The sequence below is a fragment of the Vibrio sp. V23_P3S9T160 genome (genome assembly GCF_963886625.1).
Classification (GTDB): Bacteria; Pseudomonadota; Gammaproteobacteria; order Enterobacterales; family Vibrionaceae; genus Vibrio; species Vibrio anguillarum.
Window position 1 is genome coordinate 20,637 of record NZ_CAWPDB010000110.1, and the last position, 19,557, is coordinate 40,193.

General features: G+C 46.9%; 18 protein-coding genes and 1 riboswitch. Of the genes, 11 read left to right on the plus strand and 7 right to left on the minus strand.

What is annotated here, in order from left to right:
- The first annotated feature begins 82 nt into the window (after positions 1-82).
- On the plus strand, positions 83-1,042 hold the full coding sequence (locus AACU59_RS06875) for a DUF2860 domain-containing protein (protein ID WP_017048695.1): 960 nt from the start codon (positions 83-85) through the stop codon (positions 1,040-1,042).
- 5 nt (positions 1,043-1,047) lie between these two features.
- Here the strand turns inward: AACU59_RS06875 and AACU59_RS06880 are convergent, their stop codons facing one another.
- Positions 1,048-2,571, minus strand: a complete 1,524-nt coding sequence (locus AACU59_RS06880; protein WP_017046355.1) for a YifB family Mg chelatase-like AAA ATPase — start codon at positions 2,569-2,571, stop codon at positions 1,048-1,050.
- A gap of 477 nt (positions 2,572-3,048) precedes the next feature.
- On the opposite strand from AACU59_RS06880, the gene ilvG reads away from it, so the two are divergent.
- The 6 genes from ilvG (at position 3,049) to acuI (ending at position 10,458) form a co-directional block, all read left to right on the plus strand.
- Positions 3,049-4,695 carry an acetolactate synthase 2 catalytic subunit gene (gene ilvG, locus AACU59_RS06885; RefSeq protein WP_017044151.1) on the plus strand — a complete coding sequence of 549 codons (1,647 nt, stop codon included), beginning with the start codon at positions 3,049-3,051 and terminating at the stop codon, positions 4,693-4,695.
- The gene (gene ilvM / locus AACU59_RS06890; protein ID WP_010319930.1) at positions 4,695-4,979 is read left to right on the plus strand and encodes an acetolactate synthase 2 small subunit; all 285 of its coding nucleotides are present in this window, start codon (positions 4,695-4,697) and stop codon (positions 4,977-4,979) included. Before ilvG ends, ilvM begins: the two co-directional genes overlap by 1 nt.
- A 12-nt stretch (positions 4,980-4,991) precedes the next feature.
- Positions 4,992-5,930: a branched-chain-amino-acid transaminase gene (ilvE, locus tag AACU59_RS06895; protein ID WP_010319931.1), complete on the plus strand. Its 939-nt coding sequence runs from the start codon at positions 4,992-4,994 to the stop codon at positions 5,928-5,930.
- 16 nt (positions 5,931-5,946) lie between these two features.
- Positions 5,947-7,788: a dihydroxy-acid dehydratase gene (gene ilvD / locus AACU59_RS06900; RefSeq protein WP_017049640.1), complete on the plus strand. Its 1,842-nt coding sequence runs from the start codon at positions 5,947-5,949 to the stop codon at positions 7,786-7,788.
- Between the two features lie 3 nt (positions 7,789-7,791).
- Positions 7,792-9,330 (plus strand): threonine ammonia-lyase, biosynthetic, encoded by a 1,539-nt coding sequence (ilvA, locus tag AACU59_RS06905; RefSeq protein ID WP_017046359.1) that lies wholly within the window; start codon positions 7,792-7,794, stop codon positions 9,328-9,330.
- A 147-nt stretch (positions 9,331-9,477) separates the two neighbouring features.
- Positions 9,478-10,458 (plus strand): acrylyl-CoA reductase (NADPH), encoded by a 981-nt coding sequence (gene acuI / locus AACU59_RS06910; protein WP_017047824.1) that lies wholly within the window; start codon positions 9,478-9,480, stop codon positions 10,456-10,458.
- 46 nt (positions 10,459-10,504) lie between these two features.
- On the opposite strand, the gene AACU59_RS06915 is transcribed toward acuI, so the two are convergent.
- Both AACU59_RS06915 and AACU59_RS06920 read right to left on the minus strand, forming a co-directional pair.
- Positions 10,505-11,449: a LysR family transcriptional regulator gene (locus AACU59_RS06915; RefSeq protein ID WP_013855564.1), complete on the minus strand. Its 945-nt coding sequence runs from the start codon at positions 11,447-11,449 to the stop codon at positions 10,505-10,507.
- 156 nt (positions 11,450-11,605) lie between these two features.
- Positions 11,606-11,791 carry a hypothetical protein gene (locus AACU59_RS06920; RefSeq protein WP_010319936.1) on the minus strand — a complete coding sequence of 62 codons (186 nt, stop codon included), beginning with the start codon at positions 11,789-11,791 and terminating at the stop codon, positions 11,606-11,608.
- A 133-nt stretch (positions 11,792-11,924) separates the two neighbouring features.
- Between AACU59_RS06920 and tusA the strand changes: the two genes are divergently transcribed.
- Positions 11,925-12,173: a sulfurtransferase TusA gene (gene tusA, locus AACU59_RS06925; RefSeq protein ID WP_020977692.1), complete on the plus strand. Its 249-nt coding sequence runs from the start codon at positions 11,925-11,927 to the stop codon at positions 12,171-12,173.
- 83 nt (positions 12,174-12,256) lie between these two features.
- Here the strand turns inward: tusA and AACU59_RS06930 are convergent, their stop codons facing one another.
- A complete protein-coding gene (locus AACU59_RS06930; protein ID WP_010319938.1) occupies positions 12,257-12,517 on the minus strand; it encodes a hypothetical protein in 261 nt (86 codons plus the stop codon).
- 155 nt (positions 12,518-12,672) lie between these two features.
- Positions 12,673-13,227 (minus strand): TMEM165/GDT1 family protein, encoded by a 555-nt coding sequence (locus AACU59_RS06935; RefSeq protein WP_017046363.1) that lies wholly within the window; start codon positions 13,225-13,227, stop codon positions 12,673-12,675.
- Positions 13,228-13,316: 89 nt separating this feature from the next.
- Positions 13,317-13,430: riboswitch (yybP-ykoY riboswitch) on the minus strand.
- A 211-nt stretch (positions 13,431-13,641) separates the two neighbouring features.
- On the opposite strand from AACU59_RS06935, the gene glyQ reads away from it, so the two are divergent.
- The 3 genes from glyQ to AACU59_RS06950 all read left to right on the plus strand — a co-directional run bounded on the left by glyQ (position 13,642) and on the right by AACU59_RS06950 (position 18,103).
- Positions 13,642-14,559, plus strand: a complete 918-nt coding sequence (gene glyQ, locus AACU59_RS06940; RefSeq protein WP_013855568.1) for a glycine--tRNA ligase subunit alpha — start codon at positions 13,642-13,644, stop codon at positions 14,557-14,559.
- Position 14,560: 1 nt separating this feature from the next.
- The gene (gene glyS, locus AACU59_RS06945; protein WP_019281084.1) at positions 14,561-16,642 is read left to right on the plus strand and encodes a glycine--tRNA ligase subunit beta; all 2,082 of its coding nucleotides are present in this window, start codon (positions 14,561-14,563) and stop codon (positions 16,640-16,642) included.
- A 213-nt stretch (positions 16,643-16,855) separates the two neighbouring features.
- Positions 16,856-18,103, plus strand: a complete 1,248-nt coding sequence (locus AACU59_RS06950; RefSeq protein ID WP_010319942.1) for a valine--pyruvate transaminase — start codon at positions 16,856-16,858, stop codon at positions 18,101-18,103.
- A 68-nt stretch (positions 18,104-18,171) separates the two neighbouring features.
- On the opposite strand, the gene AACU59_RS06955 is transcribed toward AACU59_RS06950, so the two are convergent.
- Both AACU59_RS06955 and AACU59_RS06960 read right to left on the minus strand, forming a co-directional pair.
- Complete coding sequence (locus AACU59_RS06955) at positions 18,172-18,609, minus strand: Hsp20 family protein (protein WP_010319943.1); 438 nt, start codon at positions 18,607-18,609, stop codon at positions 18,172-18,174.
- A 536-nt stretch (positions 18,610-19,145) separates the two neighbouring features.
- Positions 19,146-19,547, minus strand: a complete 402-nt coding sequence (locus AACU59_RS06960) for a GreA/GreB family elongation factor (RefSeq protein ID WP_013855573.1) — start codon at positions 19,545-19,547, stop codon at positions 19,146-19,148.
- Positions 19,548-19,557 lie beyond the last annotated feature (10 nt).

The window sequence follows — 19,557 nt, forward strand, 5'->3', positions numbered from 1 at the left end:
CGGTCAGATTAGTTTTATCGTGTCGTCATCCAAGTTTATTCATATACTTAACCACTATTGAATCAAAGTATGGAAACTCCTAATGAATAAATACCTGTCCATGACGCTTGTTAGCGCTCTGGCTTTTCATGTATCTGCCGAACTGGCTCCAGAAACAGGTTTAAGTGGTGAGATTGCCATTAATACTATTTTTGCATCTTCCCAATCATCGTTTGATACGGGTGGAGATGAGCGTATTACATCACTCGAAACAAAGAGTAGCCGGCAGTCAAACTTTGCCGTTGGGCCTTTGGGTAACCTTGCTTACACCTTCGGGGACAAACGTCAACAACAGGTTTATCTAGGCACCTCACGTGATGATATTGCCGTAGGCACTTTAGCGCTTCAGCTGGGGTATCAATATGAGATGGAGACAGGTACCGTGGTTGATGTGGCTTTTTTACCGACCGTGATGTCTGGAAAAACCTGGGCTAACCCTTACCAACTAAACAGTCAGCGCCAAGAAACCGATGAGTCAGGAAATGCCTACCGATTAACATTCAATAGTATTCAAGGCAGCCCATGGACTATCGATGTCGCTTACGCGACCAAAGAGATCGACAACGATCAGTTTCCAAGCCCTGAACTGGCTCGTGATGGTAAAAGTTACTACCTAAAAGGGCAGTACCGTTACTCTCTGAGCCCAACCAGTTTGTTACAGCCCTCCATCACTTATATCAACCACCAAGCGGATGGCGACGCCAATACTCATCACTCTTACGCCGCCGATCTCTCCTACTTCACGTTTATCAATCGCCATAAACTGGCGCTGACCGCTGGTTATACCAAGCGCGACTATCAAGGTGGAAATTCACTGTTTAATCACACTGTGCGTAATGACGATGAACTGAGCCTATTCTTCGCGTACGAATACAGCCAATTTATGGATTGGGATGATTGGTCATTAATCGCTTTAGCCGGTTATAACCAATCGAGCTCAAACCTCTCGTTTTACGACGAATCGTCTCTCTTTACAGCGCTAGGGTTAAATTACCAATTTTAAGTTCATTACACCGCTTGTGCGGTCAGTTGTTTCAACAAGCGGTCCATAGCTCGATAGCCGAGCGCTTCCGCTAGATGGGGCTTAGCAATCTGCTCGGCCCCTTCTAAATCAGCAATCGTACGCGCCACTTTGATAATGCGATGATACGCGCGGATGGAGAGCCCTAGGCGGTGCAGTGCATTTTCCAAAAATTCGGCGTCAGCCTTACTTAAAGGGCAATACTGTTCAATTTCTCGGCTCCCCAACAAAGCATTAACCTTACCATTACGAATCACCATCCGTTCACGAGCAATCAGCACTCTTTCTTTAACCACAGCCGTTGCTTCACCTCTTTCGCCGCCATTTGCCAGCATTCCTTTGGGAAGCGAGGGGATTTCTATCGACATGTCAAAGCGATCAAGCAATGGCCCCGATAAGCGTCCCAAATAGCGCAAAATACTCTGCGGGTTGGCTCTGGCTTGCGTGCCTTCGTAATAGCCGGTTGGGCTGGGGTTCAACGCTCCCACTAATTGAAAGCGAGCTGGAAAACGCGTTTTGCCTTGCGCTCTTGAAATAATAATTTCACCTGACTCTAATGGCTCACGCAATGAGTCGAGCACTTTTCGTTCAAATTCCGGCATTTCATCAAGAAACAATAACCCATTGTGTGCCAAAGAAATTTCCCCCGGCCTCGGAATAGAACCGCCACCGACCAGCGCCGCCATTGAACTGGAATGATGAGGCGAGCGAAATGGCCTTTGCTTCCAGTTGTGCTGGTTAATGTCTTGTGGAGTCAGAGAAGCAACCGAAGCGGTTTCCATCGCTTCATCCTCATTCATTTCTGGTAATAAATCACACAACCGAGAGGCAAGCATGGTTTTACCCGTTCCGGGTGGACCGAGAAAAAGCAGGTTATGGTTGCCCGCGGCTGCGATTTCTAACGCTCGCTTTCCTTGCTGTTGACCAATGATATCTTGCAGATCGCGAGTACTTTTCGCTTGGCACGGTTTAGGTTCGGTTTGAAAAAGAGAGAGGGTTTGCTGGCCACACAAATCAGCACACACCTCAAGCAGCGTTTGCGCCGATTTATGCTGATCCTTTGCCACTAACGCGGCTTGATCACCATTACCATGAGGCACCACCAAACAGCGCTTGGCTCGATTCGCAGCTAAAGCGGCGGGTAATACACCTTTAACAGGACGCAACTCACCAGATAAGGCTAATTCACCAATAAACTCATACCCATCTAACTTCGTTAGCGCTATCTGCTGTGAGGCCGCCAAAATACCCAACGCGATCGGTAAATCAAATCGACCACCCTCTTTGGGGAGATCCGCAGGGGCTAGATTGACCGTAATACGCTTGGCGGGAAACTCAAAACGGGAATTAATGATAGCGCTGCGCACGCGATCACGAGACTCTTTGACCGTCGTTTCTGGCAAGCCGACCAACGTAAAACCGGGCATACCATTGCTAATATGTACTTCAACTGTCACTGTCGGTGCTTGCACGCCAACACTGGCTCGGCTGTGAATAATTGCGAGTCCCATTTCATTCCTTTGTGGTTGTTTAAAAAGTGTTCGTTCTGTTTCTGCGCCCTTATTTGCACACGAGAGATTGTTATATAGCTTGTTGTGATGCTGAAAGAATGTGAAAAAAGAATGAGTTTTTGCTTGTCATTTAACGGAATTGTGTGTTAACACTAGAGACGCAAACAATTTCGTAAGATATTACGCCAACTATTTTAAGAATTAAGTGATGAATTTGAACGCTCACATTAACCTACTGCTAAGCCTGATTATCGTGGTCATTATTGATTCCGCGCGGGGGCTAGTGGGCGCAAAATAACCACCAGATTCAAAAGACCCCCGCACTGAAAAGTCCGGGGGTTTTTTTACAACTATTAAACTAAAAAGTTCATACTGGTTGGCGATTATCCAACCCGATATGACAGGAAGAATGGGAGCGCACATGAAGTGCAAACACAACATGGTTTACTGTGCCATACACAGTTTGGGAGGGTTACGATGACAGGAGCACAACTGGTTGTAGCCGCATTAAAGCAGCAGGGAATCAAAACCGTTTTTGGTTATCCCGGCGGCGCTATCATGCCAATCTATGATGCATTATACGATGGCGGTGTAGAACACATCCTCTGTCGCCACGAACAAGGTGCAGCCATGGCGGCGATTGGCATGGCGCGCTCGACACAAGATGTCGCGGTGTGCATGGCCACCTCAGGACCCGGAGCGACCAATTTGGTCACCGGTCTTGCCGATGCATTTCTTGACTCAATCCCCCTCGTCGCCATCACCGGCCAAGTCGCAAGCTCGCACATTGGTACCGATGCTTTTCAAGAGATGGACGTGATTGGTATGTCACTCTCTTGCACCAAACACAGCTACCTCGTTACCGATATCCACGATCTCGCACCCACCCTTGCCGAAGCCTTTGAGGTAGCAAAAGCGGGTCGCCCCGGCCCGGTGATTGTGGATATCGCTAAAGATGTACAACTGGCAAAAACCCCCGTGACTGAGCTACCTGCATTCACTGCGCCAGCCATGCCAGTTGCCAGCCAAGAGCAGCTTCACGCAGCGCAACAACTGCTTTCACAAAGCTCTCGTCCTGTATTGTATGTTGGCGGTGGCGTTCAACTGGCCAAAGCGACCGATTCCGTACGCGAGTTTTTACGCCTCAATCCGATGCCATCAGTAAGCACTTTAAAAGGCTTGGGCACGATTGAGCGCCATGACCCGCATTACCTTGGCATGCTTGGTATGCACGGGACTAAGGCGGCAAACTTGGTCGTTCAAGAGTGTGATTTGCTGATTGTGGTTGGAGCGCGCTTTGATGACCGAGTAACGGGAAAGCTGGATACTTTTGCACCACACGCCAAAGTGATTCATATAGATATCGATGCGGCCGAGTTTAATAAACTCCGTATCGCCAATGCGTCACTACGTGGTGACATCAATCTCATTCTTCCACAACTGGAACTGACGCGTGATATCGCACCGTGGGTTCACCACAGTGAAAGTTTGCGCAGTGGCTTTAAGTGGCGCTATGACCACCCGGGCGATCTCATTTTTGCGCCATTGTTACTCAAACAACTGTCCGACATGATGCCCGATTCAGCCATCGTCTCAACCGACGTTGGCCAACATCAAATGTGGGCCGCGCAGCACATTCAACCGCGTGCTCCACAGAACTTCATCACCTCAGCTGGCCTTGGCACTATGGGCTTTGGGTTGCCCGCCTCAATGGGTGCTGCCGTTGCTCGCCCAGATGATCAATCCATTCTCATTTCTGGGGATGGGTCGTTCATGATGAATGTTCAAGAGCTTGGTACGCTCAAGCGCCGCCAAATCCCGGTCAAGATGGTACTACTGAACAACCACCGTTTAGGTATGGTGCGCCAATGGCAATCGCTGTTCTTTGATGGCCGCCATAGCGAAACAATTTTGGATGACAACCCAGATTTCGTGATGCTAGCTAAGGCGTTCGATATTCCTGGCAAAACCATCACCAAAAAAGAAGAAGTTGAACCAGCACTTAAAGAAATGCTGGCCAGCAAAACAGCTTATCTGCTTCACGTTTTGATTGATGAAGAAGAAAACGTATGGCCGCTTGTACCACCGGGCGCCTCAAATAGTGATATGTTGGAGAACACCTAATGGATAGATACCTATTAGACATCAAAGCCGATGATAAACCGGTGCTATTAGAGCGTGTTCTGCGCGTGATTCGCCATCGTGGATTTGTGATAAAACAAGTGGCCGCAACGCAAAACCACGCCAGCAAAGTCGCCAGTGTTGAAATCATTGTTGATAGTGATCGCCCCATCAGCACACTGATCAATCAAATTGAAAAATTATGGGATATTCGCAGTGTCGATGTCACCCCAATAAAAAATAACGAACTACCGAATAACAATTTACAACAAAAGATTTGTGCATAAGGAAGGCAATAAATGGCAACAAAAACTGCAGATTACATTTGGTTCAACGGTGAAATGGTTCCGTGGGCAAATGCAAACGTTCATGTACTGACACACGCGATGCACTACGGCACTTCGGTGTTTGAAGGTGTGCGTTGTTATAACACTCCTAAAGGTCCAATCGTCTTCCGTCATAAAGAGCACGCTCAACGCCTAAAAGATTCAGCAAAAATTTACCGTTTCCCTATCCCCTATACGATAGAAGAGATCATGGAAGCGACACGTGAAACATTGCGCGTCAATAAACTGGATTCAGCCTACATTCGCCCACTTGGCTTTGTTGGCAACGTTGGCCTTGGCGTTTGCCCACCAGTGAATACTGAAATGGAGTTAATCATTGCCGCCTTCCCTTGGGGTGCTTACTTAGGTGATGAAGCGCTAGAAAATGGTGTGGATGCGATGGTTTCTAGCTGGCATCGCGCTGCGCCAAACACCATACCAACCGCAGCCAAAGCGGGTGGTAACTATTTATCGTCTCTGCTTGTCGGTGGTGAAGCTCGTCGTCATGGCTATGCCGAAGGTATCGCCTTAAGCGTGGATGGTTATTTATCTGAAGGTGCAGGCGAAAACATTTTCGTCATCAAAAACGGTGTGCTGCTCACGCCACCAACCACCAGCTCCATCTTGCCGGGTATCACGCGTGATTCGATCATGACGCTGGCTAAAGAAATGGGTTACGAAGTGCGTGAAGTGAACATTGCGCGTGAAGCACTCTACCTTGCTGACGAAATTTTTATGACTGGCACCGCCGCCGAAATCGTCCCTGTACGGAGCGTAGACCAAATTACGGTTGGAGAGGGTAAACGTGGGCCAATCACGAAAGTGATGCAAGAAGCTTACTTTGGCCTATTTAACGGCACCACTGAAGACAAGTGGGGCTGGTTGGATTACGTGTACCCACAACCGAAGTAATAGAGGACGATAGACAATGCCAAAGTATAGATCCGCAACAACGACACACGGACGTAATATGGCTGGAGCGCGCGCATTATGGCGCGCCACTGGCGTCAAAGATGAAGATTTCGGTAAGCCGATTATTGCGGTGGTTAACTCGTTCACTCAATTCGTACCGGGCCACGTGCACCTCAAAGATATGGGTCAATTGGTTGCGGGTGAAATCGAAAAAGCCGGCGGCATCGCCAAAGAATTTAATACCATCGCGGTAGATGACGGTATCGCCATGGGGCATGGCGGCATGCTGTACTCACTACCATCACGCGAGTTGATCGCAGACTCTGTCGAGTACATGGTTAATGCGCACTGCGCTGATGCGATGGTCTGCATTTCCAACTGCGACAAAATCACCCCTGGGATGATGATGGCGGCACTGCGCATTAATATTCCCGTCATCTTTGTTTCTGGCGGGCCAATGGAAGCGGGTAAAACCAAGCTTTCTGATCAAATCATCAAACTCGATTTAGTCGATGCGATGATCCAAGGCGCTGACCCTAAAGTCTCCGATGCACAAAGTGAACAAATTGAACGCTCGGCCTGCCCAACCTGTGGTTCTTGTTCTGGCATGTTTACTGCCAACTCGATGAACTGTCTCACCGAAGCGTTGGGGCTTTCTCAACCAGGTAATGGTTCGATGTTGGCCACGCATGCCGATCGTGAAGCGCTCTTCATCAACGCAGGTAAACGCATTGTTGAATTAACCAAACGTTACTACGAACAAGATGATGCATCCGCCTTACCGCGTAATATTGCCAACAAAGCCGCGTTCGAAAATGCGATGGCGCTCGATATTGCCATGGGCGGCTCAACCAACACGGTATTGCACCTATTAGCAGGCGCTCAAGAAGGTGAAATCGATTTTGACATGGGTGATATCGACCGCATGTCACGCCGCGTACCTCATCTGTGTAAAGTCGCGCCATCGACTCAAAAATATCACATGGAAGATGTACACCGCGCGGGTGGCGTGATGGCGATTCTTGGTGAACTGGATCGCGCCGGTCTCATCAACAATCAAACTCGCACCGTGTTGGGTTTATCGATGAAAGAGCAGTTGGCTCAATACGACATCATGCAAACGGACGACGAAGACGTCTTAACCTTTTTCCGTGCCGGTCCTGCGGGCATTCGTACCACTAAAGCCTTCTCGCAACAATGCCGATGGGATCGCCTCGATGACGATCGCAAAGAAGGCTGTATTCGCACCAAAGAGTATGCTTTTAGCCAAGATGGAGGCCTAGCCGTCCTATCAGGCAACATTGCCGTTGACGGCTGTATTGTAAAAACAGCAGGGGTTGATGAAGGTAGTCTGAAATTTGCAGGCCCAGCCGTGGTCTTTGAAAGCCAAGAAAGTGCCGTTGAAGGTATTTTAGGCGGTAAAGTGAAGGCTGGTGATGTTGTCGTCATCCGCTATGAAGGCCCGAAAGGCGGCCCGGGTATGCAAGAAATGCTTTACCCAACCACGTACCTCAAATCAATGGGGCTAGGCAAAGAGTGCGCGCTACTGACTGACGGTCGTTTCTCTGGGGGGACTTCCGGTTTATCAATTGGTCACGTTTCTCCAGAAGCTGCGAACGGCGGAACGATAGGTTTGGTGAATTCTGGGGATATTATCGCCATCGATATTCCAAACCGCTCCATTACGCTCAACGTTTCAGAAGCTGAACTGGCTGAGCGCCGCGTAAAACAAGACCAGCTCGGTTGGAAACCTGTCAATCGCCAGCGTGAAGTCTCTTTGGCATTGAAAGCCTACGCAAGTATGGCCACCAGCGCTGATAAAGGGGCTGTTCGAGACAAATCTAAGCTCGAGGGCTAGCGGATGAGCGACTCAGGTAACGCAACTCAAACTGGCGCAGATTATCTGCGCCAGATCCTGCGCGCCCCCGTGTATGACGTCGCAACGGTGACGCCACTGCAGGATATGCCCCGCTTATCGGCACGCATCAAAAATCGCGTTCAGCTCAAGCGTGAAGATCGCCAGCCTGTGCACTCTTTTAAATTACGCGGCGCTTATAATATGGTGTCGAGTTTATCTGAGGTGCAAAAACAAGCTGGGGTGATTGCCGCGTCAGCAGGCAACCACGCGCAGGGAATGGCTCTATCGGGAACAAAATTAGGCATTAAAACCACCATTGTGATGCCTAAAACTACCCCTGATATCAAAGTCGAAGCGGTGCGCGGTTTTGGCGGTTTGGTGATTTTGCATGGCAACAACTTTGATGAAGCCAAAGCCGAAGCGGAACGCTTGGCTCACGAGCAAGGTTATACGTTTGTCCCACCGTTCGATCACCCACTGGTCATTGCAGGGCAAGGCACGATTGGCATGGAAATGCTGCAACAAAATGGCCACCTTGATTACATTTTTGTACCAGTCGGCGGTGGCGGTTTAGCCGCTGGGGTCGCGGTGCTCATCAAACAGCTGATGCCAGAAATCAAAGTCATTGCGGTTGAACCTGAAGATTCTGCTTGTTTAAAAGCAGCACTCGAGGCAGGTAAACCCGTGGTGCTTGACCAAGTCAGCATGTTTGCCGACGGTGTCGCGGTAAAACGTATTGGTGATGAAACCTTCCGTTTGTGTCAGCAATACATTGATGGCCACATCACGGTATCAAGCGATGAAATCTGCTCGGCGGTTAAAGATATCTTCGAAGACACGCGTGCGATTGCCGAACCTTCTGGAGCGCTTGCTCTGGCTGGTCTGAAGAAATTCGCGGAAAAACATAAGCTGGTGGATAAACAGTTAGGCACCGTACTTTCAGGGGCTAACACCAATTTCCACGGCTTGCGTTACGTGTCGGAGCGATGTGAGCTAGGCGAAAAACGTGAAGGGCTTTTGGCGGTGACCATACCTGAACGTCAAGGCGCGTTTTTTGAGTTTTGTAATATCATTGGCGGTCGCGCGGTCACCGAGTTCAACTATCGCTATAACGATGACAAGCTGGCCAACATTTTCGTCGGTGTACGTCTGTTAAGTGGGCAAGAAGAGCTCGACAACATCATTCACGATTTACGCCAAGGTGGCTACCCTGTGGTGGATCTATCGGATGATGAAATGGCCAAACTGCATGTCCGTTATATGATTGGAGGCAAACCCTCTAAGCCGCTAAAAGAGCGATTATACAGCTTCGAATTTCCGGAATATCCGGGCGCTCTGCTGAAATTTCTCAGCACGCTTGGCACACACTGGAACATTAGCTTGTTTAATTACCGCAATCATGGCGCCGATTATGGCCGCGTATTGTGTGGTTTTGAACTCGAAGAGAGCGATTTAAACCGCTTCTCCGCTCACCTTAGAGAATTGGGTTACCAATGCAAAGATGAGACGGACAATCCTTCATACCAGTTCTTCTTATCCTAAAGCTCAATGCCAGTCCCACGACTGGCATTTTTTATGAGTGATGCATAATACGCATAGAACCAATGCTAAAGTTTCATTTTAGTCATAGTTAATTCAGTACTACACTTAGCGACATCTTATGCTTGCTGTGCCAATCTGGAGATCCGAATGTTTAAAGCGTTAATCCTTAATCAACAAGAAAAAAACACAGTTGCCACCATTGAACAAATCGACGAATCACAATTACCGCAAGGTGAAGTTTTAGTCGCGGTCGATTACTCATCATTGAATTACAAAGATGGTTTAGCCATTACAGGTAAAGGCAAAATCATTCGCAATTTCCCTATGGTACCGGGCATTGATCTTGCGGGAACCGTACTTGAATCCCAAGATACTCGCTACCAAACCGGTGATAAAGTTGTACTAACCGGTTGGGGAGTGGGTGAAAACCATTGGGGTGGTATGGCGCAAAAAGCACGCTTGAAAGCCGATTGGTTAGTACCACTCGCGCACGGTCTTGATAGCAAAAAAGCGATGATGATTGGCACTGCTGGCTTTACTGCCATGCTTTGTGTGCAAGCCATTTTAGATGCGGGTATTCAACCGGAAAAGGGTGAAATATTGGTGACGGGTGCCAGTGGCGGCGTTGGTTCAGTTGCTGTAACACTATTAGCTAAGCTAGGTTATACAGTTGCTGCGGTAACCGGTCGTGTTGAACAAAATGGTCCACTGTTAGAAAAACTAGGAGCAAGCCGCGTTATTGATCGCAGCGAATTTGAAGAGCCAGCTCGTCCGCTGGAAAAACAGATTTGGGCTGGCGCGGTCGATACAGTAGGCAGCAAAATGTTAGCCAAAGTGTTAGCCCAAATGGACTACAACAGCACGGTTGCCGCGTGTGGTTTAGCGGGTGGTTTTGATTTACCCACCACCGTCATGCCGTTCATTTTGCGCAATGTACGCCTGCAAGGTGTCGACTCCGTCTCTTGCCCACTAGAAAAACGCATGGCAGCATGGGAAAGCTTAGCGAAACTGCTACCTGCAAGCTACTTTGAGCAAGCGTGTGAGGAAATCACCCTCGAACAAACAGCGCAGTACGCTGAAACGATCACCAATGGTCAAGTGACTGGTCGCGTGGTGATTAAGCTTTAAACCATTCATTCATCAAGCTTTGGTCTTACTCAAAGCTTGATGATTTTTATCCCTCTAACTGCATCTCTTCAATACGCTTAGCAATCAACCGGCTGCACTCTTGTTTGACGATCTGCCTTAACCATTCTTGGGCAGGAGAATGCTCACATCGCGAGTGCCAAATCATAGAGTAGTCAAACGGCGTAAACTGAAACGGTAACGGCTTCACCACCAATGCGTAACGTTCTGCCACTAAATAGGCCAGATCCGCAGGCACCGTAATAATCAATGGCATGGTATCAACAATCGCTAGCGCAGCTTCTAAATGATAGGCTCTGAGCACCATTTTCCGTTTAGGCTGCCCACTTAATGCTTGTTCAATTAAGGCATTAACACCATCACTGATCGCAATCATCGCATGAGGGTATGTCAGGTAATCCGCTAAAGAGATCTGCCGATTCGCCAACGGATGGTGTTGGGAGAGCAAACAAAGCACACCGACTCGCCCAAGCACCTCACTCATCAATGGTGCTACTGGCGACGTTGGGCGACAAATCGCTAAATCAGCCCCTTCATAAGTCAGTTGATCGGCCAACCTATCATGCTGCAAAGGTAAAAACTCAAACGACACGTTTGGTGCCTCTTGATATATCCTTGGTAAAGCAAACGGTAAGATGGTCTGCATTGCGTAATCTGTCGTGGCAATGGTGAAGGTTTGTTCACATTGCTGGGGGTCAAATTCAACAGGTGAAAGGATTTGACGTAGAGACTCCAATGGCTCGCCTAAGGCACGATTAAGCTCCAGCGCTTTTTCAGTCGGAATGAGATGCTGACCTTGACGCGTAAAAAGAGGATCATTGAGCAGATCACGTAACCGGCCTAATACACGGCTCATGGCTGACTGGCTAAGATTTAAACGCTGGGCCGCTTTACTGACACTGCTCTCTTCTATCAACACTCTCAATGCAATCAATAAATTCAGATCGCGACGATAGATATCTTCCAACTCCATGCAATAACCCCACTTTTATCATTGGTAAATAGGCTCAGTGTACGCGTTAGGCAAAAAAAATCCCGCCTTTCAGCGGGGAAGCCCAAGAAAATGGGGATAGTGTCGGAATGTGTTACGTGTCGTATTAGTGCAATGCGTTGATCAATATGTGATGGATTAGTGATTCTGCTCTTCTGAGATGCCTTTCCAAAGATGCATCTCAAGCCAGATCCCAACCAGTGACGCACTGACACCAAAAAGTGGCATCCATGACGTTTCTGCAGGCGTTCGCATCACTAAGGCACAAAATGAGATAAAGCAGAGAACCGAATAAATGGTTAACCTATCAAGCGCTGTTAACATAAGTGCCTCACAAAATTGTTATCAACTTGTTAAGTAAGTTAAAACAAAAAGATCACTTTGCCAAGTGGTTATTGAATATTTTTTCCTCGCCAGTATTATCTACGCCTTGCGATAACATCGATTAGGTTTGAATATGACATTTGATCCGGCACTTGCCACACAAATACTCGAAGCCGAAGGATTGCGCTGTCCCGAGCCTGTAATGATGGTCAGAAAAACCATTCGAACCATGCAAGATGGCGAAATTTTACTAGTGAAAGCCGATGACCCGTCAACCACTCGAGACATTCCCAGTTTTTGCCGCTTTATGGATCATCAGTTAATTGCGGAGAAAGTGGACACATTGCCCTATCTCTATTTGATTAAGAAAGGATTGAGTTAAGCCTCGATCTAAGTGATGTGTACGCAAAAGAAAAGGCGACCTCAAAAAGGCCGCCTTTTGCTATTGATTCATTGCGCTGCACACTACTCATTAAACTCGATGGTGCGGATCTCTGATTGCAGTTTTGTGATCTGCTTTTGCAGGGTTCGAATTTCATCGTGCATCGGGATAATGTGCGCGACTCGGATCCAAGATTCCACCATTAAGCCACACAATATGATTGCGCCGGCCACCATGGGTAGCCACATTTCCGTCAACGCCATACCCAACAACGTCAGCACAAAACCGAACGTAAACAAGTAACTTTGGCTCTTGGCGGTCATTCCCATATAACGTGTCAGCATATGCATTCCCTCTTAGACTTGCATCATCTAGCACTACAGTAACATGACCAGTATGGCATAAATTTGTCACTCATCACGCAACCGTAGACGTTGGGCGACAAGTTGAGTAATAAATTGTGTCACGCTCACTCGCCCAATCATCTAATCGATTGGAATTACCAAATCGCCGCGCCGATCGCTAATATCAAAAAGAGTACCGCCGTGATTTTACGAATAAGTCCTAGCGGCATTTTATCGGCGGATAATTTACCAATCAGCACCACAGGTACGTTAGCCAGCAACATACCAATCGTCGTTCCGAGCACCACCCACAGTAGAGCATCCGCATATTGCGCACCAAGAATAGACGTTGCTATTTGGGTTTTATCGCCAATTTCAGCGACAAAAAAGGCGATGAAGCTAGCGACAAAAGGGCCTCGATTGGTAATTTTTTCATCACCGTCGAGTTTGTCTGGAATTAACACCCAACCCGCCATGGCAAGGAAGCTGGCGACCAACACCCATTTAAGGATTTCTGGTGACAGGTAGTCGGCAACGACCACGCCCAGCCAAGCAGCGAGTGCATGGTTAACCATCGTTGCGACAAAAATGGCGGCAATAATAGGCAAAGGTTTACGATAACGACTGGCTAGCAGCAGAGAAAGCAGTTGGGTTTTATCGCCAATTTCAGCTAAGGCGACGGTAGTAATTGAAATAGCTAATACGCTCACGACAGGCTCAATGGGGCGAGATAATTATAATAACCATAGACAAACGCCACTCCCCGCCCCGGTTTGTGATGTTTGTCTAAGGTCTTGCTAAGCTAAAATGACTTTAGCCTCGAACGCCACGGTGATTTGGCACCAATTATGTTGACGAACGAACCATTAAGATAAGAAATCTCACTGGTAAGCTACTCCCCAAAGACGGCGCAATTCTAATCAGGCCGAGTGAAAATCTCAAGTTAGAAATAAGTCAAAATCGTTCATGTGCAGGAATTTGGCACAATCGATGCGATAAATTCGACCAAAACGGATTTTCGACCATTAATTAAGCAAGATTACCCCTACTCGCTGAGCGAATATCTGGGTATACTTGTTCGTTATTTTCATCCATTCAGACAGAAGAATCGCGCGAACCTGACTATGCAAAAATACGATATCAAAACCTTTCAGGGTATGATCCTCGCGCTGCAGGATTATTGGGCCCAACAAGGCTGCACCATTGTTCAACCATTAGACATGGAAGTTGGTGCAGGAACCTCTCACCCAATGACATGCCTGCGAGCTTTAGGCCCAGAGCCCATTGCAACGGCGTATGTTCAACCCTCTCGTCGTCCAACGGACGGTCGTTATGGTGAAAACCCAAACCGCCTGCAACACTATTACCAATTCCAAGTCATCATCAAACCTTCACCAGACAACATTCAAGAGTTGTATCTGGGGTCTTTAGAGGTGCTCGGTGTTGACCCACTAGTACACGATATTCGTTTCGTGGAAGATAACTGGGAAAACCCAACCTTAGGTGCTTGGGGTCTTGGCTGGGAAGTGTGGCTAAACGGCATGGAAGTAACTCAATTTACTTACTTCCAACAAGTCGGTGGCCTTGAGTGCAAGCCTGTCACCGGCGAAATCACTTACGGTATTGAACGTCTCGCCATGTATATTCAAGGCGTGGATTCAGTGTATGACTTAGTCTGGACAGATGGCCCATTAGGTAAAGTCACCTATGGTGACATTTACCATCAAAATGAAGTCGAACAATCCACTTACAACTTCGAACACGCAGATGTCGATTTTCTTTTCACTTTCTTCGACCAGTGCGAAAAAGAGTGTAAGCATCTACTTGAGCTAGAAAAACCGCTGCCACTTCCTGCCTATGAGCGTATTTTGAAAGCGGGCCATGCCTTTAACCTATTGGACGCGCGTAAAGCGATTTCGGTGACAGAACGTCAACGTTACATCCTACGCATCCGTAACCTGACCAAAGCGGTTGCAGAAGCGTACTACGCATCTCGTGAAGCACTTGGCTTCCCTATGTGTAAAAAGGGTGAGGACAAATAAGATGGCAAAAGAATTTCTAATTGAATTAGGCACAGAAGAGCTACCACCAAAACAACTTCGCACTTTGGCTGAAGCGTTTGCGGCTAACTTTGCCGCAGAATTGAAAACCGCTGAACTGGCACACGAAGGCATCAAATGGTTTGCAACCCCTCGCCGTTTAGCACTGAAAGTGACCAACTTGGCCCAAGGTCAAGCGGATAAAGTGGTCGAAAAACGTGGCCCCGCTATTTCTGTTGCTTTTGATGCCGATGGCAATCCAACCAAAGCAGCACAAGGCTGGGCGCGTGGTAACGGCATTACTGTTGAGCAAGCGGATCGCCTAACAACAGAACAAGGTGAATGGCTACTGTTCAAACAGGAAGTCAAAGGCCAAGATGCCAAAGCTATTGTGGTTGAACTTGCCGCCAAAGCGTTAGCAAACTTGCCTATCGCCAAACCCATGCGCTGGGGTGATAAAGAAACACAATTTATCCGCCCAGTAAAAACTCTGACTATTTTGATGGGTGATGAACTGATCGAAGGTGAGATCTTAGGCGTAGCTTCTGCGCGCACCATTCGTGGCCACCGCTTTATGGGCGAAAAAGAGTTCACCATCGATTCAGCAGAGCAATACCCAGCGATTTTAGAACAGCGCGGTAAAGTAATCGCCGATTACGATGCACGTAAAGCAATAATTATTGCGGATGCACAAAAAGCAGCGCTACAGGTTGGCGGTGTTGCCGATCTTGACGATGACTTGGTTGAAGAAGTGACCTCACTGGTTGAATGGCCAGTGGTGCTGACGGCGAAATTTGAAGAAAAATTCCTTAAAGTACCGTCAGAAGCTTTGGTTTACACCATGAAAGGTGACCAAAAATACTTCCCGGTTTATTCTCATCAGATGAGCGATGCGAATAAGCAATTGCTGCCTAACTTTATTTTCGTCTCTAACATCGAGTCGAAAGAGCCTCGCCATGTTATCGAAGGCAACGAGAAAGTCGTTCGTCCACGCTTAGCGGACGCGGAATTCTTCTTTAATACCGATCTCAAAAGCAAATTAGTCGATCGTCTACCACGACTAGAAACCGCGATTTTCCAGCAGCAGTTAGGTACGATTAAAGATAAAACTGACCGTATTACTGAACTGGCTGGTTACATTGCAGAACAGATTGGCGCGGATGTAGAAAAATCAAAACGTGCGGGCTTACTGGCTAAATGCGATTTGATGACCTCAATGGTGTTTGAATTTACCGACACGCAAGGCGTGATGGGTATGCATTATGCTCGCCATGACGGAGAAGCAGAAGAAGTCGCTGTTGCACTAAACGAACAGTACATGCCACGCTTTGCTGGCGATGCTCTGCCAACCAATGGCGTTTCCGCCGCTGTGGCAATCGCAGACAAGCTAGACACCATAGTCGGCATCTTCGGTATTGGCCAAGCACCAAAAGGCTCGGATCCCTTTGCTCTGCGTCGCGCATCACTGGGTGTACTGCGCATCATCGTTGAATACGGCTATAACTTGGACTTAGTTGACCTCGTAGCAAAAGCGAAATCGCTGTTTGGTGATCGCCTTACCAACGACAACGTTGAGCACGATGTAATTGAGTTTATGCTTGGCCGTTTCCGTGCTTGGTATCAAGATGAAGGTTTTAGCGTCGACATCATCCAAGCGGTACTTGCTCGTCGTCCAACCAAACCCGCTGATTTTGACAAACGTGTTAAAGCGGTTTCCCACTTCCGTGAACTGGAAGCGGCTGAAGCCCTAGCGGCGGCAAACAAGCGTGTCGGTAACATTTTAGCGAAATTTGACGGTGAACTGGCTGCAGAAATCAACCTAACACTTCTTCAAGAAGCGGCCGAAAAAGCCTTAGCGGAAGAAGTGGAAGTGATGACCGAAGCACTAGAACCTGCTTTCGCTACCGGTGATTACCAACAAGCACTGAGCAAGCTGGCAGCACTACGTGAACCTGTTGATGCTTTCTTTGATAATGTCATGGTGATGGCAGACGATGAAGCATTAAAACAAAACCGTTTAACGCTGCTCAACAACTTGCGTAATCTGTTCCTACAAATTGCTGATATTTCACTGCTGCAAAAGTAGTCGCTGATATTTCGGCACACAAATTAATCTATCAAAGCCCAGCGGCCATCCGCTGGGCTTTTTGTTTTATCTGACCGCAGTGTGTTATTTGGCGAAAAATAGTGCTTTGACTCGCAAAAACATTGGGGTATGTTCAAGGATTACTCGATGGGCATGGCATCGTTTCATGCCCCTTTATGCAAGCAAATACAAGAATGAATTAGGCAGTCAGCAATGCAGTTTTCGAAATTTGGTGAAAAATTTAATCAGTATTCCGGTATTACCCAGTTAATGGACGATCTCAATGATGGCCTGCGCACTCCCGGAGCCATTATGCTCGGCGGTGGTAACCCAGCCGCCATTCCCGCCATGATTGACTACTTTCATCAAACCAGTGCTGACATGCTTAGCAGTGGTGAACTGATCGCTGCCCTCGCCAACTATGATGGCCCACAAGGTAAAGATCTGTTCGTTAAATCTCTCGCAAAACTGCTTAAAGAAACCTATGGCTGGGAAATCAGTGAAAAGAACATTAGCTTAACCAATGGCAGCCAGAGTGGATTTTTCTATCTATTTAATCTGTTTGCTGGCCAGCAAGCTGATGGTTCACATAAGAAAATTTTACTGCCATTAGCGCCTGAATATATTGGTTATGGTGATGCCGGGATAGATGAAGATATTTTTGTCTCCTATCGCCCAGAAATAGAACTACTCGACAATGGCTTATTCAAATACCACGTGGATTTCGAAACCTTGAGCGTGGATTCGTCGGTAGCCGCCATTTGCGCTTCCCGTCCAACCAATCCGACGGGAAATGTGCTCACAGAACAAGAGATCCACAAGCTCGATAAGCTGGCTAGAGAGAACAATATCCCACTGATTATCGACAATGCATACGGCGTTCCATTTCCCAACATCATTTTTGAAGAGATTGAACCCTTTTGGAATGACAACACCATTTTATGCATGAGCCTTTCGAAACTGGGTTTACCCGGTGTGCGCTGCGGTATCGTCATTGCCAACGAAACCATTACCCAAGCATTAACCAACATGAATGGCATCATTAGCTTAGCGCCAGGCAGCATCGGCCCAGCCATTGCTCATCACATGATTGAAAAAGGCGATCTATTAAGGCTCAGTCGCGATGTGATCAAGCCCTTCTACCAGCAGAAATCACAAAGAGCAGTCGAGTTACTCAAGCAAGCCATTAGCGACCCGCGCTTTCGTATCCATAAACCAGAAGGGGCGATCTTTTTATGGCTCTGGTTTGATGAGCTCCCTATAACCACCATGGAACTTTACCAACGTCTAAAAGCCAGAGGAGTATTGATTGTACCGGGTGAATATTTCTTTATTGGTCAACAAGACGATTGGCAACACGCGCATCAGTGTCTGCGCATGAACTACGTGCAAGATGATGAAGCCATGCAAAAGGGCATTCAAATTATTGCTCAAGAAGTGGCATTAGCTTATCAACAGTAATTCATCCTTTCTACCATGAAAAAGAGCGCTAAAAGGCGCTCTTTCACTACTTTAATGTGGCCAGTAACTTAATTGTTCTCAATTAAGTTTTTACCATTAATCGCAATTTTACGTGGTTGCATCGCTTCAGGTGTTTCACGTTCAAGATCCACGTGTAGCAAGCCATTTTCCATTGTGGCTCCGAGCACTTTGACATAGTCGGCCAATTGGAATTTACGTTCAAAATCGCGCTCAGCAATACCTTGGTAGACGTAGTTTTTATTCTCTTCGGGTTTACGTTCACCACGCACAATCAGCGTATTTTCTTGTTGAGTAATCTCAATCTGCTCTTCAGAAAAACCAGCTACCGCCATCGTGATGCGATATTTATTGTCGTCTTGCTGTTCAATATTGTACGGAGGGTAACCCGCAGAGCTATTCTTCGCTGAACTGGATTCCATCATGTTTAATAGACGGTCAAAACCAATTGCGTTGCGGTATAAAGGAGTGAAATCTACTGTTCTCATCATACTATCCTCATCATAAGCAATAGCCTTAGCGCATAGACGCTAAGCCGTTAGCAGCCATTCTTTCAACATGGAGCTAACAACACATTTAATAATCACAACACAAGGCTCCTCTTAAGAGAGCAAACCTGTGTCGCCGTTCCAGAGGTCCTTACGGCATCCTCTTCATTGATAGATATAGGGGCACTAAAATTCTTTTCAAGGATTTTTTGAAAAATTTTTTAGTTCCCGCTAAAGCGAGCAAAAACAGGAAAGAGGACATCGAATCAAACCAATACGTTGTAAGGTCACAAAGCCTTCATTAGCAGGATATAGAGTCAATACAGAGACATAAAAAAGCCTAACGATATCATTAGGCTTTATTTTGCACTTTAACCGATGAAAATTTATTTTATTTTCCGCGTTTTTTCCTTTCTTTAATTACACTGCTTTCTTCCATTTTTTCTTGCTTTAATTTCCGCTTTTCTTTTAGGCTAAGTTGCGCTTTTTTCATATCTTTCTTACTCATAGTAATCTCCTTATTTTAACGAAGAAATTTAATTTACACACGTTAGTGACTTTTCAGGAAGAATATTAACCACTTTATATTCTCGCTCTTTTCCTAAAATATATAATTTAAAACACTCTTGTTCACGTAATCCAAAAATAGAAGCGCCTAAATAAGAGTAAAGTGATACGAGACCATCATTAGGGTTGTTCCGCTCACCAAGCACTATAATAATTTGATAAGGTTGACACTTTTCTGTATCAACAAAGCTGACCCTATCTCCAACGTTGACTCGGCGCTCTGCCGTAGAATATCTGGCCAATGATTCTGCTTCTATTCTCTCGAAAAGAGTCAGTAAAATCAGTGGAGACTGATAGGTAACAAATAAGCTTGTTATTATTTTACTTTTTAAAAAAACAAGCCAACGCTTAAATAAGTTGATATTTATCACTCCTTACAAT